This is a genomic window from Mesorhizobium liriopis, assembly GCF_024053505.1.
Lineage (GTDB): Bacteria > Pseudomonadota > Alphaproteobacteria > Rhizobiales > Rhizobiaceae > Mesorhizobium_B > Mesorhizobium_B liriopis.
In genome coordinates this window covers 92,237-109,583 of record NZ_JAMXQS010000002.1, presented here as the reverse complement: position 1 = coordinate 109,583, position 17,347 = coordinate 92,237, and the positions used below count along the sequence as shown (strand labels likewise).

Sequence of the window (17,347 nt, the reverse complement as noted above, 5' to 3'; positions counted from 1 at the left end):
GTCTCTGATCGAAGAGAGCGGCGCATCCCCCTTTCGCAACTTCCCCTCGAAAGCGCATCACCGAGACGATATATGGCGGCCAAAAGGATCAAGAATGGCCCGCCTCTACAAGACTCGTCCGCGCTCGCCCAACTGGAGCGAACTGTTTTCGCCCTCGTTGGAAGAAATGGAGCTGATGGCGCTGGAAGCCTATGCCCATCTGGACGAAGGTTTTCGCAAGCTGACGGGCGAGATCGTGATCCAGGTGGCAGATTTTCCGCCTGAAGAAATTCTCGACGACCTATCTCTCGAAACACCCTTCGACCTGCTCGGCCTGTTCGAGGGGCGTGGCATCGCGGAGCGCTGGAACCCGCAGACCGGCGAGGGACCGAACCGGATCACGCTCTATCGGCGGGCGATCCTCGATTATTGGGCGGAGAACGAGGAAACGCTGGGCGACATCGTTTCCCACGTGCTGATCCACGAGATCGGGCATCATTTCGGGCTATCGGACGAGGATATGGAGAAGCTGGAGGCGGAAGCCGAGACGGAGTGAGTCAGATCCAGCATTCGCCCAGGCTTCCCAAATCTCACTGCTCGCTGAGCTTGATATCCGGCGTGTAGTCTTTTCCCTTAACCTCTTTCACCACCGCCTGACCGCAGCGCAGGGTCTGGGTGATGGGGTCGAAGGCGTAGGTGGGCGAGCCGTGGAGGTCCCAGCCCTTGTTCAGCGCGGCGGTGACCTTGTGGCAGAAACTGGCGTCGTCGGGGGCGGTGAGGAGGCGGTAGAGTTTCACGGGAAAAAGTCCTGAAAAGATAAAGGCCGGTTCTGAATGCAGAACCGGCCTTTTGGCAAGCAATCCTATTCCGCTGGTCAGTTCGCGATCTGAGAGGCGAACAAAGCGAGCGCCTGCTGGTAGACGGTGGCGCGGTTCCAGTCGGCGAAGACGCGGTAGTTGGGCTGGCCCTGCTCGTAGCCCGCGCCCGGCTGCCAGCCGTGCTGGGCCAGGAAGTTGGCCGTGGAAGCAAGCACATCGGCCTTGGACGAGATCAGGTCGCGGCGGCCGTCGCCATCGAAATCCACCGCGTAGCGCAGGTAGTTCTTGGCAAGGAACTGCGTCTGGCCGATCTCGCCGGCCCAGGCGCCCTTCATCTGCTCGGGCGTCTTGTCGCCGCGCTGGACGATCTGGAGGGCCGCCAGAAGCTCCTCGGTGAAGAAGTCGGAGCGGCGGCAGTCATAGGACAGGGTCGCCAGCGAACGGAAGATGTTCATGTTGCCGGAATTCGCACCGAAGCCGGTTTCCATGCCCCAGATGGCCATCAGCACTTCGGGCTGCACGCCGTAGCGCTGCTCAATGCGCTGGAGAAGGGCCGCGTTCTGGCGCATCACGCCTTTCGCGCGCTTCACATAGGAAGCAGGCGCGCGGCGGGCCATGAACTCGTTGAGCGAGAGCTTGAAGCTTTTCTGGTTGCGGTCGAGCGAGATGACCTTGCGGTCGTAGGACACGTTGCCGAGCGCGCGGTTGAGCGTCGAAGCCGAAATGCCCTGGCTTTGCGCTTCGCCCTTGAACTGTTCCAGCCATGCGGGGAAGCCCGAGGCGTCGTTGCCGCATTGCGCAGCTTGGGCGCCCGCGCTGCCCAGCATCACGGCGGCAAAGGCAGCCGCGGCCCAGATTTTCACTTTGGCAGCAGCTGCCATTCCATTCTCCTCAAGCTCTTGAAAGAATCGGTTCCGCTATCTTCGATCAAGCGGCCCGCGTATCGCCACGCTCATCACATGGCGGCACATGGTTGATCCCGGGTTAAAGTCAGACGCGCTTGAAATGGAAAACAGGCTGCAAGCGCTTCAATTTCCTGTTGAATCGCCCGTGCAGGCAAATCAAGCAAACATTGTGGCAGGGTTTGCCGTTTCAGGCGGGAACACGCAGCTGTCATTCGCGTTGCCGCGCACCGTTTCCCTTTGGTCACACAGGAACGCGCCGTCGCGTTTCCCGAAAAGTCGCCGCCATGAAACTCTTCTCCTGCCCCCACTGCCGCAACCGCATCTATTTCGAGAATACAAGCTGCCTGTTCTGCGGCAATGCGGTGCTCTACCTTCCCTTGCAGCGCCGCTTCGCACTGCCGGGCCGGCACGGGCCGTTCTTTTGCCGCAACGCGTCGGAATGCGGTTGCAACTGGGCGGCGGAAGAGGAAGGCGGCTTTTGCCGCGCCTGCCAGCTCAACTCGACCATTCCCGATCTCGGCGTTTCGGGCAATCGCGAGCGCTGGGCGAAGCTGGAAGAAGCCAAGCGCCATCTGGTCTATCAGCTGCTCGGTTTCGGGCTCGACGTGCGGCCTAAGGCGCATCCGGACGACGAGGTTGGCATCGCGTTCGATTTCCTGAACGACCCGCCCTCCGACCAAGGTCCGCGCGTGCTGACGGGGCACGAGCACGGGCTGATCACGCTGAACGCGGGCGAGGCCGACCCGCTCAGGCGCGAAGAGATGCGGATCCAGATGGGCGAGAGCTATCGCACGCTGCTCGGTCACTTCCGCCACGAGATCGGCCACTATTACTGGGACCGGCTGGTGCGCGACGATCCCGCCTGGCTCGAACGCTCACGCGAAGTCTTCGGCGACGAACGCACGGACTACATGGCCGCGCTCCAGACGAATTACGAGCAGGGCCCGCCGCAGGACTGGCAGGAACGGCACATCTCGCCTTACGCTTCCTCGCATCCGTGGGAGGATTTCGCCGAGACCTGGGCGCACACTTTGCATATCAGCGACACGTTGGAAATGGCGCGGGCGCTCAAGCTCGATCCGTCCGAACTCGATGCCGGCGTGCCGCTGGTGGTGGAAGGCCAGGGCGAGGCGGATGCGGCGGACGGCGTGCCGGACACATCCGACGACGAGGCGCACAAGCGCTTCGACGCGATGCTGACCGACTGGCTCGCGGTGTCGGAAGCCACCAATGCGCTCAACCGCTGCATGGGATTGCCGGATGTCTATCCCTTCGTGATCGCGCCCAAGACGGGCGAGAAGCTGCGCTTCGTCTATGAGCTTCTGGAAGCCAAGAAGCGGAAGGCCGTGCTGCCGGCCGCGGCCTAGACCGATGCCAGTGTTCCCAGCACCGGCGCGCCCGGCCATTCGAGAACCGCTGCCGCGCCCGCATTGAAGCCGACCCATTTCCGGGTCTTTCGCCAGTGGTGGCGGAAATAGGAAAGGGTGGGGCTGGCTTCACCGTAGGCACGGCGGGCAAGCGCCAGGCCGGCTTGTTTCAGCGCGGAAGCGTCTTCGCCCGGCCCCCGCTCGAAAATGATGCCGGTGGGTTTCTGGATGCGGGCCGGGCGCAGGCCTGCCCGGGCTGCGGCAAGGCGCAGATTGTAGTGATTGAAGCCGAGCAAGTGAGCGAAGTGGAAGGCGCCGAAGCCGCGATTGCTTTGCGGCGTGCCGAGATCGGGCACTTCGACATAGATCTTGCCGCCGGGCTTCAGCCACGTCTCCATCTTGGCGAAGGCCGCGACGGGCACGGCCAGATGCTCGATCACGTGAAACGACGAGACGAGGTCGAAGCGGGGCGCATAATCCGCTTCCTGCCAGCTCTGGATGCGGAAACGATCGCCCAAAGCGCCGCGTGCGTGTTCGCCGTAAGATCCGCCGAGGTCGAAGCCGTGCGCGTCGAAACCCTTGTCGAGCATGGCATGGATGAATTCGCCCGAGCCCGCGCCGAAATCGAGCGTCGCGCCGTTTGCGGGCAGGAGATCGGCCACAACCGAGGCGCGCTTGAGGCTTTGCCGGGTGCGCTTGCGGACATGGCGCGCCTTGGGGCCGCTTAGGGCCATCTGGTAGTCGAGCCGGTACATGCGGCGATAATAGTGCGACAGCTCGTCGTCGGTGGGCATCGGATTGGTGAAGAGAAGGCCGCAACCAGAGCAGGCGACGGTGGGAAGGCATTTCAGGCGGCGGTCGATCCTTGCCACCTCTTCGTGGCGGGCATCGCCGCAGACCGGGCAGCCGACATGACGGCCCCGATAAGGGTAGCGGCTGAAAGGGAGAAGATGACGGGCGAAGGCAGTGAGTTCAGTGAAATCGGGCACGGGAAAAGCAGACGCCTAAAACGAAAACAGCTGCTTAGCCGGGGTGTCGGAGACCAGATACCGACCAAAGTCTGAGGTCATTCTTCCATCGGTCCCCTTGAATCGAGCCGATCACGAAAACGGGAACCGTTCGTCATGGCGCGAGTTGTCTGGCCCGATGGGACATCACCTCTTAACTCCAAGGAATCGTTCGATGAACGCCAAGATTCTTGCTGCTTCCACCGCAGCTGCGATGTTCGCTCTGATGGGCGCGGCCGCTGCCCAGACTTCAGCGGTCGCAACCACCGATCTCAATGTCCGCTCGGGCCCCGGCCCGCAGTATCCGGTCGTCGGCCAGATCGGCGCCAGCCAGTCCGTCGTGCTCGACGGTTGCGCCCAGGGCTCCAAATGGTGCGCCACGACCGTGAACGGCGCGCAGGGCTGGGTCTATTCGGACTACTTGTCGTCGGACTTCGGCGGCAAGACCGTGGTTCTGACCGAGCGCCCGGCGGATGCCGTGCCGAACGTGGTTTATAAGGAAGAGGGCGGCAACCAGGGCAAGGGCGGCGCGCTGGCCGGTGCCGGCACGGGTGCTGTCGCCGGTGCGCTGATCGGTGGCCCCGTGGGTGCCGCGGTCGGTGGTGTCGCGGGTGCGGTCGTCGGCGGTGCTGCCGGCACGGCCGTCAAGGAGCCGCCGAAGGAAGTGCGCACCTATGTCACGGAGCAGAAGGCCGAGCCGGTCTATCTGGACGGCGAAGTGGTGGTCGGCGCGGGCGTGCCGGAGAATGTCGAAATCCGCGAAGTGCCGAACTACGAATACCGCTATGCCAACATCAACGGCCAGCCGGTTCTGATCGACCCAGGTTCGCGCAAGATCGTCTACGTCTACCGCTGAGTGCCGCTTTTGAGAACGTCCTCGGGTCGGTCCGGCTGATCTTTCCGTCGCCTGCGTCGTTGCCAAGCCTTGCCGATGCCTCCAGCATCGACTGCGTTTGGTGCCTAGCATGCAACGGAAATCCCTCGCCGGCCCTCAGCCGATGAATTCTCAAACAGGCACTCTTTCCTGATCAATCGTTCAAAGGCCGCCGGGGACCCCTCCGGCGGCCTTATGCTTGACCAGACGGCACCTTCCTGTTAGGGCGCGCCTGAAATTCCGAGCGACGAGTGATTTCTCCGAGCCGCCGACCGGGACGTGAGCCTGTCTCATGATCCCGGAGGTCAACACCCGGCAGCGCTGTGCGCCCCCGGGTGCTTTTCGGCTTTGGGCTTGTTTCACGCGTTTCTCGACACGACCTTCGAGCTTTCACCACAAGCTCTCAAAGGAAGCGGATGTTCGATAGCCTTCAGGAGCGCCTTGGCTCCATCCTGAACAATCTCACGGGCCGCGGCGCGCTGTCGGATGCGGACGTGGCGGCAGCGCTGCGCGAAGTGCGCCGTGCGCTGATCGAGGCCGACGTGGCGCTCGAAGTGGTGCGCCTCTTCACCGACCGCGTGCGCGAAAAGGCCGTGGGCGCGGCCGTCGTGAAGAGCATCAAGCCCGGCCAGATGGTGGTCAAGATCGTCCATGACGAGCTGGTTTCCATTCTGGGCGAAACGAGCGAGACCATCGACCTCAACGCGCCCGCTCCCGTCGTTGTCATGTATGTCGGCCTTCAGGGCTCGGGCAAGACCACCACCACGGGCAAGATCGCGCGGCGCCTGACGGATCGTCAGAACAAGAAGGTTCTGATGGCCTCGCTCGATACGCGCCGCCCGGCGGCCCAGGAGCAGCTGCGCCAGCTCGGCGAACAGGTGAAGGTCGCGACCCTGCCGGTCGTCGCCGGCCAGTCGCCGGTCGAGATCGCGCGCCGTGCAGTCCAGGCGGGCCGCCTCGGCGGCTATGACGTGGTGATGCTCGACACCGCGGGCCGCACCCATATCGACGAGCCGCTGATGGCCGAGATGGCCGAGATCAAGCAGGCCGCCAATCCGCACGAGATCCTGCTCGTGGCCGATGCGCTCACCGGTCAGGACGCGGTGAATCTCGCGCGCAACTTCAACGACCGCGTGGGCCTCACCGGCATCGTCTTGACCCGCATGGACGGCGACGGGCGCGGTGGCGCGGCCCTTTCCGTGCGGGCCGTCACCGGCAAGCCGATCAAGATGATCGGCACCGGCGAAAAGATGGACGCCTTGGAGGAATTCCACCCCAAGCGCATCGCCGATCGCATCCTCGGCATGGGCGACATCGTTTCGCTTGTGGAACGCGCCGCCGAGACCATCGACGCCGAAAAGGCGGCCGCGATGGCCAAGAAGATGCAGGCCGGCCAGTTCGACCTGAACGACCTCGCCGACCAGCTGCGCCAGATGCAGAAGATGGGGGGCCTCGGCTCCATCATGGGCATGATGCCGGGCATGAACAAGATGCAGGACCAGATGGCGGCGGCCGGTCTCGACGACCGCATGTTCGGCCAGCAGCTCGCCATCATCGGCTCGATGACCAAGGCCGAGCGCAAGAACCCGGACATTCTCAAGCACAGCCGCAAGAAGCGCATCGCGGCGGGTTCGGGCACGGATGCGGCGGCGATCAACAAGCTGCTCAAGATGCACCGCCAGATGGCCGACATGATGAAGGCCATGGGCGGCAAGGGCAAAGGTGGAAGCATGATGCGCGGCCTGATGGGCGGCATGGCTTCCAAGATGGGGCTGGGTGGTCTCGGGGGCATGATGGGCGGCGGCATGCCGGACCTGTCGAAGATGGATCCCAAGCAGCTCGAAGCCCTGCAGAAGCAGGCCGAGGCGGCGGGCCTCGGCAAGGGTTTGCCCGGTGGGCTCCCCGGTGGTCTGGGTGGCATGGGCGGCGGTGGCCTGCCCGGTCTGCCGGGCGGCATGAAGCTGCCGGGTCTGGGTGGCGGCTTTCCCGGCCTGCCGCGCAAGAAGTGAGCGTCGTGATCTCCGCTTCCGACCCGCAAAGCCTGCTCAAGAACCTGCGCGCTTCGATCGACAATATCGACGCAGCACTCGTTCACATGCTCGCCGAGCGCTTCCGCTGCACGCAGGCGGTCGGCGAACTGAAAGCCACGCATGGCCTGCCGCCGGCCGATCCGGGCCGCGAGAAGCAGCAGATCGAGCGCCTGCGGCGTCTCGCGGACGATGCGCAACTCGATCCGGATTTCGCGGAGAAGTTCCTGAACTTCATCATCCGCGAGGTGATCCGCCACCACGAGGCGATTGCCGCCTCGAACGGGAATGGCGGTGCGGGCGAGACCCGCAAAAATCGAATCGACACCGAAACGAGCGATGGGCTGGACAAGGGCCCGATCCTCGGATCGGCCGACGCACTGCCCACGCAGATGGGCTGAACCCTTAAACCAATCGCCTACCCAATCATTCGAGAGACTTTCAAGGAGAAACCATGTCCCTCAAGATCCGTCTGGCCCGCGCGGGCTCCAAGAAGCGCCCTTACTACCACGTCGTGGTCGCCGATGTGCGTAGCCCTCGTGACGGCCGCTTCATCGAGACCGTGGGCGCCTGGAACCCGCTGCTGCCGCGCGACGGCGACCGTGTGAAGCTCAACGAAGAGCGCATCCAGCATTGGCTGTCCAACGGCGCGCAGCCGACCGACCGCGTCGCCCGCTTCCTCGACCAGGCCGGCATCGCCAAGCGCGAAGCCCGCAACAATCCCAACAAGGCCCAGCCCGGCAAGAAGGCCCAGGAGCGCCAGGCGGCCCTTCAGAAGGCTCTCGACGACGCGGCTGCCGCAACCGCCAGCGCATCGGCCGAGTAAGGCTTTTCCCGTTCGGGACTGTGAAAAGGCGGGCCGCAAAGCCCGCCTTTTTGTTTGCATGGATTGGGATGTGACCGAACATGGCCGCAGCCTCACTTCCCTCGGAACTGCCCTATGTAGTTTCCATGGACCAGCCTTCCGCTCCTGACACATTGCCGCCTCGCAGGATGCCGGCGAACCTGACCGAGGGGCCGATCGGGCGGACGCTGCTGGTCTTCGCGCTGCCGGTTCTGGGTGCGAATGTGTTGCAGTCGCTGAACGGGTCGGTGAACGCGGTGTTCGTCGGGCGCCTGCTGGGCGAGGCAGCACTCACGGCCACGTCGAATGCCAACCTCGTGCTGTTTCTGCTTCTCGGCACCGTGTTCGGCATCGGCATGGCGGCGACGATTCTCGTCGCGCAGGCCGTGGGGGCGCGCGACCTCGATCAGGCCAAGCGGGTGATCGGCACGAGCGCCGATTTCTTTGTGGCGATCTCGGCACTCTTCGCGGTGCTGGGATATGTCTTTGCGCCGAATATCCTCCATTGGCTCGGTACGCCGGCGGATGCGGTGCCGCTGGCGGTGTCCTACCTGCGGATGATCTTTCTCGCCGTGCCGGCGATGAACCTCCTGTCGTTCCTGATGACGGTGCTGCGCGGTGCTGGCGACTCGCGCACGCCGTTTCTGTTCATGGCGCTTGCCGTGGGGCTGGATGTGCTTCTCAACCCGATCCTGATCACGGGATGGGGACCGTTTCCCGCGCTTGGCATCGCCGGCGCGGGGGCGTCCACGCTGGTGGGGCAGGTGGCGGCGCTGGTGGCACTCATCGTGCTGCTTTACCGGCGCAAGCATCCGCTCAGGCTGGCGGGCGCCGACCTCGCATTCTTCCGGCCGAGCCCGCGCCTGCTTCGGACAGTCATCGCCAAGGGCATTCCGATGGGGCTGCAGATGGTGGTGATCTCGGGCAGCGCGCTGATCCTGATGAGTTTGATCAACGCGTACGGCAGCCAGACGGCGGCCGCTTACGGTGTCGCCGCCCAGCTTTGGACCTATGTGCAGATGCCGGCGCTCGCGATCAGTGCCGCCGTGTCCTCCATGGCGGCGCAGAATGTGGGCGCGAACCGCTGGGACCGGATCGGGGCCATCACGGTGGCGGGCGTGGGGTTCAACGTGGTGCTGACGGGTGCGCTCGTGGCGGCCCTTTACCTCTTCGACCGCAGCGTCCTGACGCTTTTCCTGCCCGCCGGCAGCGATGCGATCGGGATCGCGGGTGACATCAACACGGATGTGGCGTGGAGCTTCGTCTTGTTCGGCGTGACCACGGTTCTGTTCGGCACGGTGCGCGCGACGGGGGCGGTGACGCCGCCGCTGGTGATCCTGGTGATCTCGCTGCTTCTGGTGCGCTCGCTCTTCGCCTATGGGCTTCAAGGGCCGCTCGGGGTGGATGCGATCTGGCTGAGCTTTCCGGCGGGGTCCGTCACCTCGCTCGTGCTGGCCGCCAGCTATTACCGCTGGGGCGGCTGGCGCCGGCAGCGGATGCTCGATCGCAAGCCGGGCGGTGAAGCGCCCGAGACGGGATTGGGCATGCCGCGCGAACGGGCGGCCATTCCCGAGACTTCATAAGAAAAAGGCGGGCCAGAACCCGCCTTCTCAAACTCGGCTATCGATCGAGATCAGGCGGCCTGCTGGCGCGGCTTGATCAGGTTGCGCTCGACCAGAAGCTCGGCGATCTGCACGGCGTTGAGTGCTGCGCCCTTGCGCAGGTTGTCGGACACGACCCACATGGACAAGCCGTTCTCGACCGTGCCGTCCTCGCGGATGCGGCTGATAAAGGTCGCGTCTTCGCCGGCACTTTCGAGCGGAGTGACGTAGCCGCCGTCCTCGTGCTTGTCGATCACGACGCAGCCGGGCGCCTCGCGCAGGAGGTCGCGCGCCTCGTCCGCCGTGATCGGCTCCTCGAACTCGATATTGACGGCTTCCGAATGGCCGATGAAGACCGGCACGCGCACGGCGGTCGCGGTCAGCTTGATCTTGGGATCGAGCATCTTCTTGGTTTCGGCCACCATCTTCCATTCTTCCTTGGTGAAGCCATCTTCCATGAAGACATCGATGTGCGGGATGACGTTGAAGGCGATGCGCTTGGTGAACTTCTTGTTGGACACGGGATCGGCCACGAACACCGCGCGGGTCTGCTCGAACAGCTCGTCCATGCCTTCCTTGCCCGCGCCCGACACCGACTGGTAGGTGGCGACCACGACACGCTTGATCCTGGCGCGGTCGTGCAGGGGCTTGAGCGCCACCACCAGCTGGGCCGTGGAGCAATTCGGGTTGGCGATGATGTTTCGCTTGGTGAAGCCCGAAATTGCGTCGGGGTTCACCTCCGGCACGATCAGCGGCACATCCGCATCGTAGCGCCAGGCCGACGAGTTATCGATCACGACGCAGCCCTGGCGGCCGATCTTGGGCGACCATTCCTTGGAAACGTTGCCACCCGCCGACATCAGGCAGATATCGGTGTCGGAGAAGTCGTAGGTGTCGAGCACCTTCACCTTGAGCGTGCGGTCGCCATAGGAGACTTCGGTGTTGAGGCTCCGGCGCGACGCGAGCGCGACCACCTCGGACACCGGAAAACCGCGCTCTTCCAGGATGTTGAGCATCTCGCGGCCCACATTGCCCGTGGCGCCTGCGATCGCGACCTTGAAACCTGCCATAATGGAAAACTCCCTCGAACCCTCTCCGCCCTTTGCAAAGAACCCTGCCGGAAGTGGCTCGGGTTCTCCCCGAACCGTGCCTCGGGGAGAGATGCGAGCAGGCATCGGGGGTCAGACCGCGGTGGCGGTTTTTTTGGTGATGGTGGTTTTGAGCGTGACGCGCGGGAGCGAACCGACAGGCTGGTCGGTCAATTCAGTGCCGGCAATGGCCAGGAAATGGCCGCGCATCAGAGGGCTCCGTTACGGGAGGGGATTTGACGCATGCCGAGGGGGAAGTCAACGGGTTGTCGGAACCGGTGTTTGCGGAAAGGTCCTGCGGGCGGGGGTGACGTCGCCGTCCGCACCGGCCTCGAACAGGATCACGCCCTCAGCGAAACAGCACGAGGCTCGTCGCGATGGCGCCCATGCCGATGACCATGCCGTAGACCGTTTCGTGGCCGCGTGCGTAGAGGCGGGCGGCGGGCAGAAGCTCGTCGAGGGCGAGGAACACCATCGCGCCCGCGATCACGCCGAAGACGCCGCCGAAAAGCAGGTCGGACATGAAGGGGGCGAGCAGCAGGTAGCCTACGAGTGCACCGACGGGCTCGGCCAAGCCCGACAGGAGGGCTGCGAGCACGGCCTTCTGGCGGGAGCCGGTGGCGTAGAAGACGGGAACGGCGATCGACACGCCTTCGGGGATGTTGTGAACGGCAATCGCAATGGCGAGCGGCAGGCCGACCACGGGATCGTCGAGCGTGGCGAAGAAGGTGGCGAGGCCTTCGGGCAGGTTGTGGGCAGTGATCGCCAAGGCCGCAAGCAGGCCGACGCGGCGCAGCATGGCTTCCTGATTGGCCTCGGCTGAGGCTCGATCAAGCGATGTGCCGCCCGCCGCCGAACTGTCCATGCCGGCATGCGGGTTGGGGACCAGACGATCCACCGCGATCAGCGCCAGCGCCCCGACGAAGAACCAGAGCGTGGCATAAGCGTAAGCCTGCTTGTCGGGCATCGCCGCGCCGAACGCGGTCTGCGATTTCACGAAGATCTCGACCAGGGACACATAGACCATGGCCCCGGCCGCGAAAGCGAGGCCGAAGGCCAAGACACGGGTCTGCGTTCGGTCGGTGAAGACCACGAGGAGCGAGCCCAGCACGGTGGCGAGGCCAGCACCCACCGTGATCCCGAGGGCCAAAAGGACATCGGGACCGAAAAGCGAAGACTGCACGCCCTCTAGGCGGCCAGATCGAGGAATTTCTGGACGACGGCGTCACCCATGGTCGCGGTGCCGACTTCCGTCATGCCTGCCGACATGATGTCGCGCGTGCGGTAGCCCTGGTCGAGGACCGCGGCGATGGCTGCTTCGAGCCGGTCGGCTTCCGCGATCATGTTGAACGAATAGCGCAAGCACATGGCGAAAGAGGCGATCATGGCGAGCGGGTTGGCGATGCCCTGCCCCGCGATGTCGGGTGCCGAGCCATGGACGGGCTCGTAGAGCGCGCGGCGTTTGCCGGTCTGCTCGTCGGGTGCGCCGAGCGAGGCCGAAGGCAGCATGCCGAGCGAGCCGGTGAGCATGGCGGCCACATCCGAAAGCATGTCGCCGAACAGGTTGTCGGTGACGATCACGTCGAACTGTTTCGGGTTGCGGACCAATTGCATGCCACCCGCATCGGCGAGCATGTGGTCGAGCTGGACGTCGGTGTAGCCGTCGCGATGAGTCTGGGCGACCACCTCGTGCCAGAGCACGCCCGACTTCATCACATTGCGCTTTTCCATGGAGCAGACGCGGCCAGACCGCGTGCGGGCCAGCTCGAAGGCGGCGCGGGCGATCCGCTCGATCTCGTAGGTGTCATAGACCTGCGTGTCGACCGCGCGCTTCTGGCCGTTGCCCAGATCGGTGATGGTCTTGGGCTCGCCGAAATAAACGCCGCCGGTCAGCTCGCGCAGGATCAGGATGTCGAGACCTTCAACCAGCTCGGGCTTGAGCGAGGAGGAGGCGGCGAGCGCGGGATAGCAGATGGCGGGGCGCAGATTGGCGAAAAGGCCCAGATCCTTGCGCAGGCGAAGCAGGCCCGCCTCGGGGCGGACTTCGTAAGGCACGCCATCCCATTTCGGGCCACCGACGGCGCCGAACAGCACGGCATCGGCATCGAGCGCCTTCCCCATGTCCTCTTCGGAGATCGCCTGGCCGTGCGCATCGTAGGCCGCGCCGCCGACCAGACCGTATTCGACGTCGAAGCCAGCCTGCAGATGCGAGTCCATCGCCGCAATCAGCTTGCGCACCTCCGCCATGGCTTCCGGCCCGATGCCGTCACCGGGAAGAAGGAGAAGCTTGCGGGCGGGCATGGGCGAACTCGTCGTTACGGTTGAAAGGATGCGGTGTCCCTAGCGGCAGATGAGGGGAGAAGGCAAGCGTTGAAGGTGGGAGAGGGGATGTGTATATAGTTGAGAAAATATACACATGGAGTTCTCATGCGTACAAACATCGAACTTGATGACGCCTTGATCGGTGAGGTGATGAAGATCAGCGGCCAGAAGACCAAACGTGGTGCCATCGACCAGTTGATGCGAGAGTATATCCAGGCAGCCCGACGTCGAGAAGCTATCGAAGGCATGCGCGGAATGGGCTGGGATGGTGATCTCGATGCTATGAGAGAAAGCTGGTCTGTGGATTTGGACCGGCAGTGATCGTCGTCGACAGTTCAGTCTGGATCGCTAATATTCGAGGTTTGGAAACGCCGTCCGTTCAAAAGCTCAGAGAGATCCTGCATCCGAATGAAGTTCTCCTAGGCGACCTTATTGCGATGGAAATCTTACAGGGCATGCGCGAGGAAAAGGCCGCTCAACGCTTGGAGCAATACCTGCGAACATTCCAGATCGCATCAATGGCAGGTACCGAGAACGTCATTATCGCCGCGCGGAACTATCGCCTGCTGCGGCGAAAGGGGATTACGATCCGCAAGTTACCGGATGTTCTGATCGCCACGTATTGCATTGAGCATGGATACGCTCTGCTTCAATACGATCGCGATTTCCTGCCATTCGCTGAATATCTCGGGCTGCAACTGGCTTAGCAGCCCGATCAAGCCGAGCGCTTCAGCGCGGTCACTTCCATCTCGAACTTCATTTCCGGCTTGTTGAGCCGGCAGGTGATCATGGTGCAGGCGGGGCGGATGTCGCCGAAATACTGGCCGAGGATCGGGAACACCGTGTCCACGTCGCCTGTGTCGGTCAGGTAGTAGACGGCACGCACCACGTCAGTGAGTTCGAAGCCGCCATCATGGAGCGCCTTGGTCACCGTCCTGAAGGTGTTGTGCACCTGTTCTTCCACCGTGTCGGGCATGGTCATGGTGGCGTAGTCATAGCCGGTGGTGCCCGACACGAAGCAGAAATCGCCCTGAACGACCGCGCGGGAATAGCCGGCGGTCTTCTCGAAGGGCGAGCCGGTGGAGATCAGGCGACGCTCGGCCATTGTCTTCAGGCCCAGGGACGCTGCGATGCGTTCCGGCTTTCGAACGTGTCGATGGACGCGGCCTTTTCCAGCGTCAGGCCGATATCGTCGAGGCCGTTCAGGAGGCAGTGGCGGCGGAAGGGGTCGATGTCGAACTTGACAGTGCCGCCATCGGGGCCGCGGATTTCCTCTGCTACGAGATCGACGGTGAGGCGCGCATTCGAGCCGCGCTCGGCATCGTCCATCAGCTTGTCGAGGTCGCTCTGCGAAACGGTGATCGGCAGAATGCCGTTCTTGAAGCAGTTGTTGTAGAAGATGTCGGCGAACGAGGTCGAGATCACGCAGCGGATGCCGAAATCGAGAAGCGCCCAAGGCGCGTGCTCGCGAGACGAGCCGCAGCCGAAATTGTCGCCCGCTACCAGGATCTCGGCATTGCGGTAGGCCGGCTTGTTGAGCACGAAATCGGGGTTCTCGGTGCCGTCCTCACGATAGCGCATCTCGGCGAAGAGGCCTTTGCCGAGACCCGTGCGCTTGATCGTCTTGAGATAGTCCTTGGGAATGATCATGTCGGTGTCGACATTGACCACGGCCAGGGGGGCCGCGACGCCGGTCAGTTGGGTGAATTTGTCCATTGCCGGATGCTCCGAACGGTTGCGTTCACGCAATTTCCGGAAGCGAAAGCGGATAGTAGCTTTGCGGAAATTGCTGTTGGGGCGCTTTACACCGGTTGAGTGGAGACGCCAAGCGGGGTGAGCAGGGCGCTTTCAGACTTGTGACGAATGCGTGCCCAATGGCGGCCTCAAGCGGTCCTCGCCACCGATGGCCGGGCCGAGATCGTCCGAGGTTTCGTGCAATAAGTCCAGATAGGGGCGGAATGCGAACATGCGGGTTCGTCCGGATCGCCCAGCCTCTTCCAGAATGCCGAGCTGTACGAGCGCTTCGACCGTATTCGCACCACCCTGATTTGTGGTGTTCAGAAAAAGGGCCGCCTGAGAGAACGTAATATACGGGTGGCGGAAGAGTTCTTCCGTCAAACGGGCGGGGCTGCTGGAGCGGCTGGCGCTTTGGGCGCGTCCTAAAAGCTCTTCACGCAAAGCCGTAATGCGCCGTGCTGCGTCGAGGGCAGCCCTGCAAGTCAGCCTGACTCCGTTAAGGAAGAATTTAATCCACCCTTCCCAATCACCGTGATCGCGTGCACGCTGAAGCGATGCATAGTATTCCTGGCGGAACTGTTTGAAGTACAGGCTGAGGTAGAGAAGAGGCCGTTCAAGGATTTCTTCCTCGCAAAGCTTGAGCGTGATGAGCATTCGGCCTACCCGTCCGTTGCCGCCCCAGAATGGATGGATGGTTTCGAACTGCGCATGGAGAATTGCGCAACGCACCAAGACAGGCAGGTCGCGCTCGTGGAGATAGCGCTCCCAATTGTCGAGAGCTGGCTCCATCAGCGGGACTGCCGGTGGCACGAAGGTCGCTTCCTCAATGGAGCAGCCTGGGGGACCGATATGGTTCTGTCCTTGGCGGAACGATCCGGGATTGCGCGCGGCGCCACGCCCGGATGCCAATAGCCTTTCATGCAGGCCTTGAACGAGGCGTTTGGAAAGTGGGAGCTGCGGAAGTTCGGCCAAGCCCCAATTCATGGCCTGAATATAGTTGATGATCTCGGTGACATCGCTGTGAGGGGCGACAGCTTCCGGCACTGCCTCATACTCGAACAGGTCTTCCAAGCTCGCCTGCGTTCCTTCGATCTGCGAAGAAAGCGCCGCTTCCTGGCGCATGAAGGCATAGACAAAGAGATCGGGGTTCGGAAGCGTAAGAGCTGCTCCATCAAGCCGAGCGACGGCGCGATCCGCCGAGGAAAGGAGCAGTTGCATCTCACCATCGAAATGGACTGGCGGTACTAGCGGCAATGGGGCCGGAGCAAAACAGTGATAGCTCCCGAACGGCACATACTGTCCGCTCCTACCCTCTATATGTTGCGCCATCATTTATCCCCCAACACCATAGGAGGATTTAAACCAACGTAACTTGTGTTGCCAGCGCCTAAACCAAATTTGGAGCTCGAAATTTGGTTTAGGCGTTTGGATGTATTTCTTCAGCGCCGGTTGCGTGCTGCCAGCGTGCGCAGGCGGAGGCCGTTGAGGCGGATGAAGCCTTCGGCGTCCTTCTGGTCGTAGGCGCCGCGGTCGTCTTCGAAGGTGACGAGGGCGTCCGAATAAAGGGACTGGTCGGAACGGCGGCCCGTCACGATGACGTTGCCCTTGTAAAGCTTGAGGCGGACTTCGCCCTCGACCTTTTCCTGACTCTTGTCGATCAAGGCCTGCAGCATCTCGCGCTCGGGCGCGAACCAGAAGCCGTTATAGATCAGCTCGGCATAGCGCGGCATGATCTCGTCCTTGAGGTGGCCGGCACCCCGGTCGAGCGTGATCTGCTCGATGGCGCGGTGGGCCTGAAGGAGGATCGTGCCGCCGGGGGTCTCGTAGACGCCGCGCGACTTCATGCCGACGAAACGGTTCTCCACCAGATCGAGACGGCCGATGCCGTTGTCGCGGCCGAGATCGTTGAGCCTGGCGAAAAGGGTCGCGGGCGAAAGCTTTTCGCCGTTGAGCGCGATTGGGTCGCCCTTGGCGAATTCAATGGTGATTTCCGTCACTTCGTCCGGCGCATCCATCGGCGACACGGTGCGCTGGTGGACATATTCCGGCGGCTCGGCCCACGGGTCTTCCAGAACCTTGCCCTCGGACGACGAGTGCAGAAGATTGGCATCGACCGAGAAGGGCGCTTCGCCCTGCTTGTCCTTGGGCACGGGGATCTGGTGATCCTGCGCGAAATTCAGAAGGTCGGTGCGCGACTTGAAGCTCCAGTCGCGCCAGGGCGCGATCACCTTGATGTCGGGATCGAGCGCATAGGCGGAAAGCTCGAAGCGGACCTGGTCGTTGCCCTTGCCGGTGGCGCCGTGTGCGATGGCATCGGCACCCGTCTCGTGGGCGATCTGTACGAGATGCTTGGAGATCAGGGGGCGGGCGATCGAGGTGCCGAGAAGATAGAGGCCTTCATAAAGCGCGTTGGCGCGGAACATGGGGAACACGAAGTCGGACACGAATTCCTCGCGCACATCGACCACGCGGATGTCCTTGATGCCGAGCAGTTCCGCCTTGGCGCGCGCGGGCTCGAGCTCGCCGCCCTGGCCGAGATCGGCGGTGAAGGTGACCACTTCCGCGTCGAGCTCGGTTTGCAGCCATTTCAGGATGATCGAGGTGTCGAGGCCGCCCGAATAGGCGAGCACCACCTTTTTCACATTGTCCCACTTCGCCAAGATCGGTTCCTTTATGTGCCAAGCTTTCGGGCCTCCTTAGAGCTTTCGGGCGCATGCGAAAAGAGGCCAGTGGCGGCGGAGGCGAACTGGCGCTATGGCTTGGCTTCCCTTTATCGCC

General features: G+C 63.1%; 19 protein-coding genes. 9 read left to right on the top strand and 10 right to left on the bottom strand.

Going from position 1 to position 17,347, the window contains the following annotated elements; genetic code table 11:
- Nucleotides 1-94 precede the first annotated feature (94 nt).
- A complete protein-coding gene (locus NGM99_RS03555) occupies nucleotides 95-535 on the top strand; it encodes a metallopeptidase family protein (RefSeq protein WP_252816075.1) in 441 nt (146 codons plus the stop codon).
- Nucleotides 536-569: 34 nt separating this feature from the next.
- Here the strand turns inward: NGM99_RS03555 and NGM99_RS03550 are convergent, their stop codons facing one another.
- Nucleotides 570-776, bottom strand: coding sequence for a DUF1737 domain-containing protein (locus tag NGM99_RS03550; protein ID WP_252816073.1), 207 nt, complete (start codon nucleotides 774-776; stop codon nucleotides 570-572).
- Between the two features lie 77 nt (nucleotides 777-853).
- Nucleotides 854-1,678 carry a lytic murein transglycosylase gene (locus NGM99_RS03545; protein ID WP_252816071.1) on the bottom strand — a complete coding sequence of 275 codons (825 nt, stop codon included), beginning with the start codon at nucleotides 1,676-1,678 and terminating at the stop codon, nucleotides 854-856.
- A 308-nt stretch (nucleotides 1,679-1,986) separates the two neighbouring features.
- Between NGM99_RS03545 and NGM99_RS03540 the strand changes: the two genes are divergently transcribed.
- Nucleotides 1,987-3,069, top strand: coding sequence for a zinc-binding metallopeptidase family protein (locus NGM99_RS03540; RefSeq protein WP_252816069.1), 1,083 nt, complete (start codon nucleotides 1,987-1,989; stop codon nucleotides 3,067-3,069).
- Here NGM99_RS03540 and NGM99_RS03535 read toward each other — a convergent pair.
- A complete protein-coding gene (locus tag NGM99_RS03535) occupies nucleotides 3,066-4,058 on the bottom strand; it encodes a class I SAM-dependent methyltransferase (protein WP_252816067.1) in 993 nt (330 codons plus the stop codon). The genes NGM99_RS03540 and NGM99_RS03535 overlap by 4 nt on opposite strands.
- 193 nt (nucleotides 4,059-4,251) lie before the next feature.
- Between NGM99_RS03535 and NGM99_RS03530 the strand changes: the two genes are divergently transcribed.
- The 5 genes from NGM99_RS03530 to NGM99_RS03510 all read left to right on the top strand — a co-directional run bounded on the left by NGM99_RS03530 (nucleotide 4,252) and on the right by NGM99_RS03510 (nucleotide 9,404).
- The gene (locus NGM99_RS03530) at nucleotides 4,252-4,932 is read left to right on the top strand and encodes a DUF1236 domain-containing protein (protein ID WP_252816064.1); all 681 of its coding nucleotides are present in this window, start codon (nucleotides 4,252-4,254) and stop codon (nucleotides 4,930-4,932) included.
- Between the two features lie 434 nt (nucleotides 4,933-5,366).
- On the top strand, nucleotides 5,367-6,959 hold the full coding sequence (gene ffh, locus NGM99_RS03525) for a signal recognition particle protein (RefSeq protein ID WP_252816062.1): 1,593 nt from the start codon (nucleotides 5,367-5,369) through the stop codon (nucleotides 6,957-6,959).
- Between the two features lie 8 nt (nucleotides 6,960-6,967).
- Nucleotides 6,968-7,378 carry a chorismate mutase gene (locus tag NGM99_RS03520; protein WP_252816891.1) on the top strand — a complete coding sequence of 137 codons (411 nt, stop codon included), beginning with the start codon at nucleotides 6,968-6,970 and terminating at the stop codon, nucleotides 7,376-7,378.
- Nucleotides 7,379-7,431: 53 nt separating this feature from the next.
- Nucleotides 7,432-7,803, top strand: a complete 372-nt coding sequence (gene rpsP, locus NGM99_RS03515; RefSeq protein WP_252816053.1) for a 30S ribosomal protein S16 — start codon at nucleotides 7,432-7,434, stop codon at nucleotides 7,801-7,803.
- An 80-nt stretch (nucleotides 7,804-7,883) separates the two neighbouring features.
- Complete coding sequence (locus NGM99_RS03510; RefSeq protein WP_252816051.1) at nucleotides 7,884-9,404, top strand: MATE family efflux transporter; 1,521 nt, start codon at nucleotides 7,884-7,886, stop codon at nucleotides 9,402-9,404.
- A gap of 50 nt (nucleotides 9,405-9,454) precedes the next feature.
- Here NGM99_RS03510 and NGM99_RS03505 read toward each other — a convergent pair whose 3' ends face one another.
- From NGM99_RS03505 to leuB, 3 genes are all read right to left on the bottom strand, one after another.
- Entirely contained in the window at nucleotides 9,455-10,492 is a 1,038-nt protein-coding gene (locus NGM99_RS03505; protein ID WP_252816049.1) for an aspartate-semialdehyde dehydrogenase, read from the bottom strand.
- Between the two features lie 367 nt (nucleotides 10,493-10,859).
- On the bottom strand, nucleotides 10,860-11,693 hold the full coding sequence (zupT, locus tag NGM99_RS03500; protein WP_252816047.1) for a zinc transporter ZupT: 834 nt from the start codon (nucleotides 11,691-11,693) through the stop codon (nucleotides 10,860-10,862).
- A gap of 5 nt (nucleotides 11,694-11,698) precedes the next feature.
- Entirely contained in the window at nucleotides 11,699-12,811 is a 1,113-nt protein-coding gene (gene leuB, locus NGM99_RS03495) for a 3-isopropylmalate dehydrogenase (protein ID WP_252816045.1), read from the bottom strand.
- A 126-nt stretch (nucleotides 12,812-12,937) separates the two neighbouring features.
- Here leuB and NGM99_RS03490 point away from each other — a divergent pair, with 126 nt between their 5' ends.
- Nucleotides 12,938-13,153 carry a type II toxin-antitoxin system VapB family antitoxin gene (locus tag NGM99_RS03490; protein WP_252816042.1) on the top strand — a complete coding sequence of 72 codons (216 nt, stop codon included), beginning with the start codon at nucleotides 12,938-12,940 and terminating at the stop codon, nucleotides 13,151-13,153.
- The gene (gene vapC / locus NGM99_RS03485; protein ID WP_252816041.1) at nucleotides 13,150-13,539 is read left to right on the top strand and encodes a type II toxin-antitoxin system VapC family toxin; all 390 of its coding nucleotides are present in this window, start codon (nucleotides 13,150-13,152) and stop codon (nucleotides 13,537-13,539) included. Before NGM99_RS03490 ends, vapC begins: the two co-directional genes overlap by 4 nt.
- Nucleotides 13,540-13,547: 8 nt before the next feature.
- Here the strand turns inward: vapC and NGM99_RS03480 are convergent, their stop codons facing one another.
- The 4 genes from NGM99_RS03480 to NGM99_RS03465 form a co-directional block, all read right to left on the bottom strand.
- Nucleotides 13,548-13,937, bottom strand: coding sequence for a RidA family protein (locus tag NGM99_RS03480; protein ID WP_252816038.1), 390 nt, complete (start codon nucleotides 13,935-13,937; stop codon nucleotides 13,548-13,550).
- Between the two features lie 5 nt (nucleotides 13,938-13,942).
- A complete protein-coding gene (leuD, locus tag NGM99_RS03475; RefSeq protein ID WP_252816036.1) occupies nucleotides 13,943-14,548 on the bottom strand; it encodes a 3-isopropylmalate dehydratase small subunit in 606 nt (201 codons plus the stop codon).
- A 132-nt stretch (nucleotides 14,549-14,680) separates the two neighbouring features.
- Entirely contained in the window at nucleotides 14,681-15,862 is a 1,182-nt protein-coding gene (locus NGM99_RS03470) for a Fic family protein (RefSeq protein WP_252816034.1), read from the bottom strand.
- A gap of 146 nt (nucleotides 15,863-16,008) precedes the next feature.
- The gene (locus NGM99_RS03465; protein WP_252816033.1) at nucleotides 16,009-17,229 is read right to left on the bottom strand and encodes an argininosuccinate synthase; all 1,221 of its coding nucleotides are present in this window, start codon (nucleotides 17,227-17,229) and stop codon (nucleotides 16,009-16,011) included.
- Between the last annotated feature and the right edge of the window lie 118 nt (nucleotides 17,230-17,347).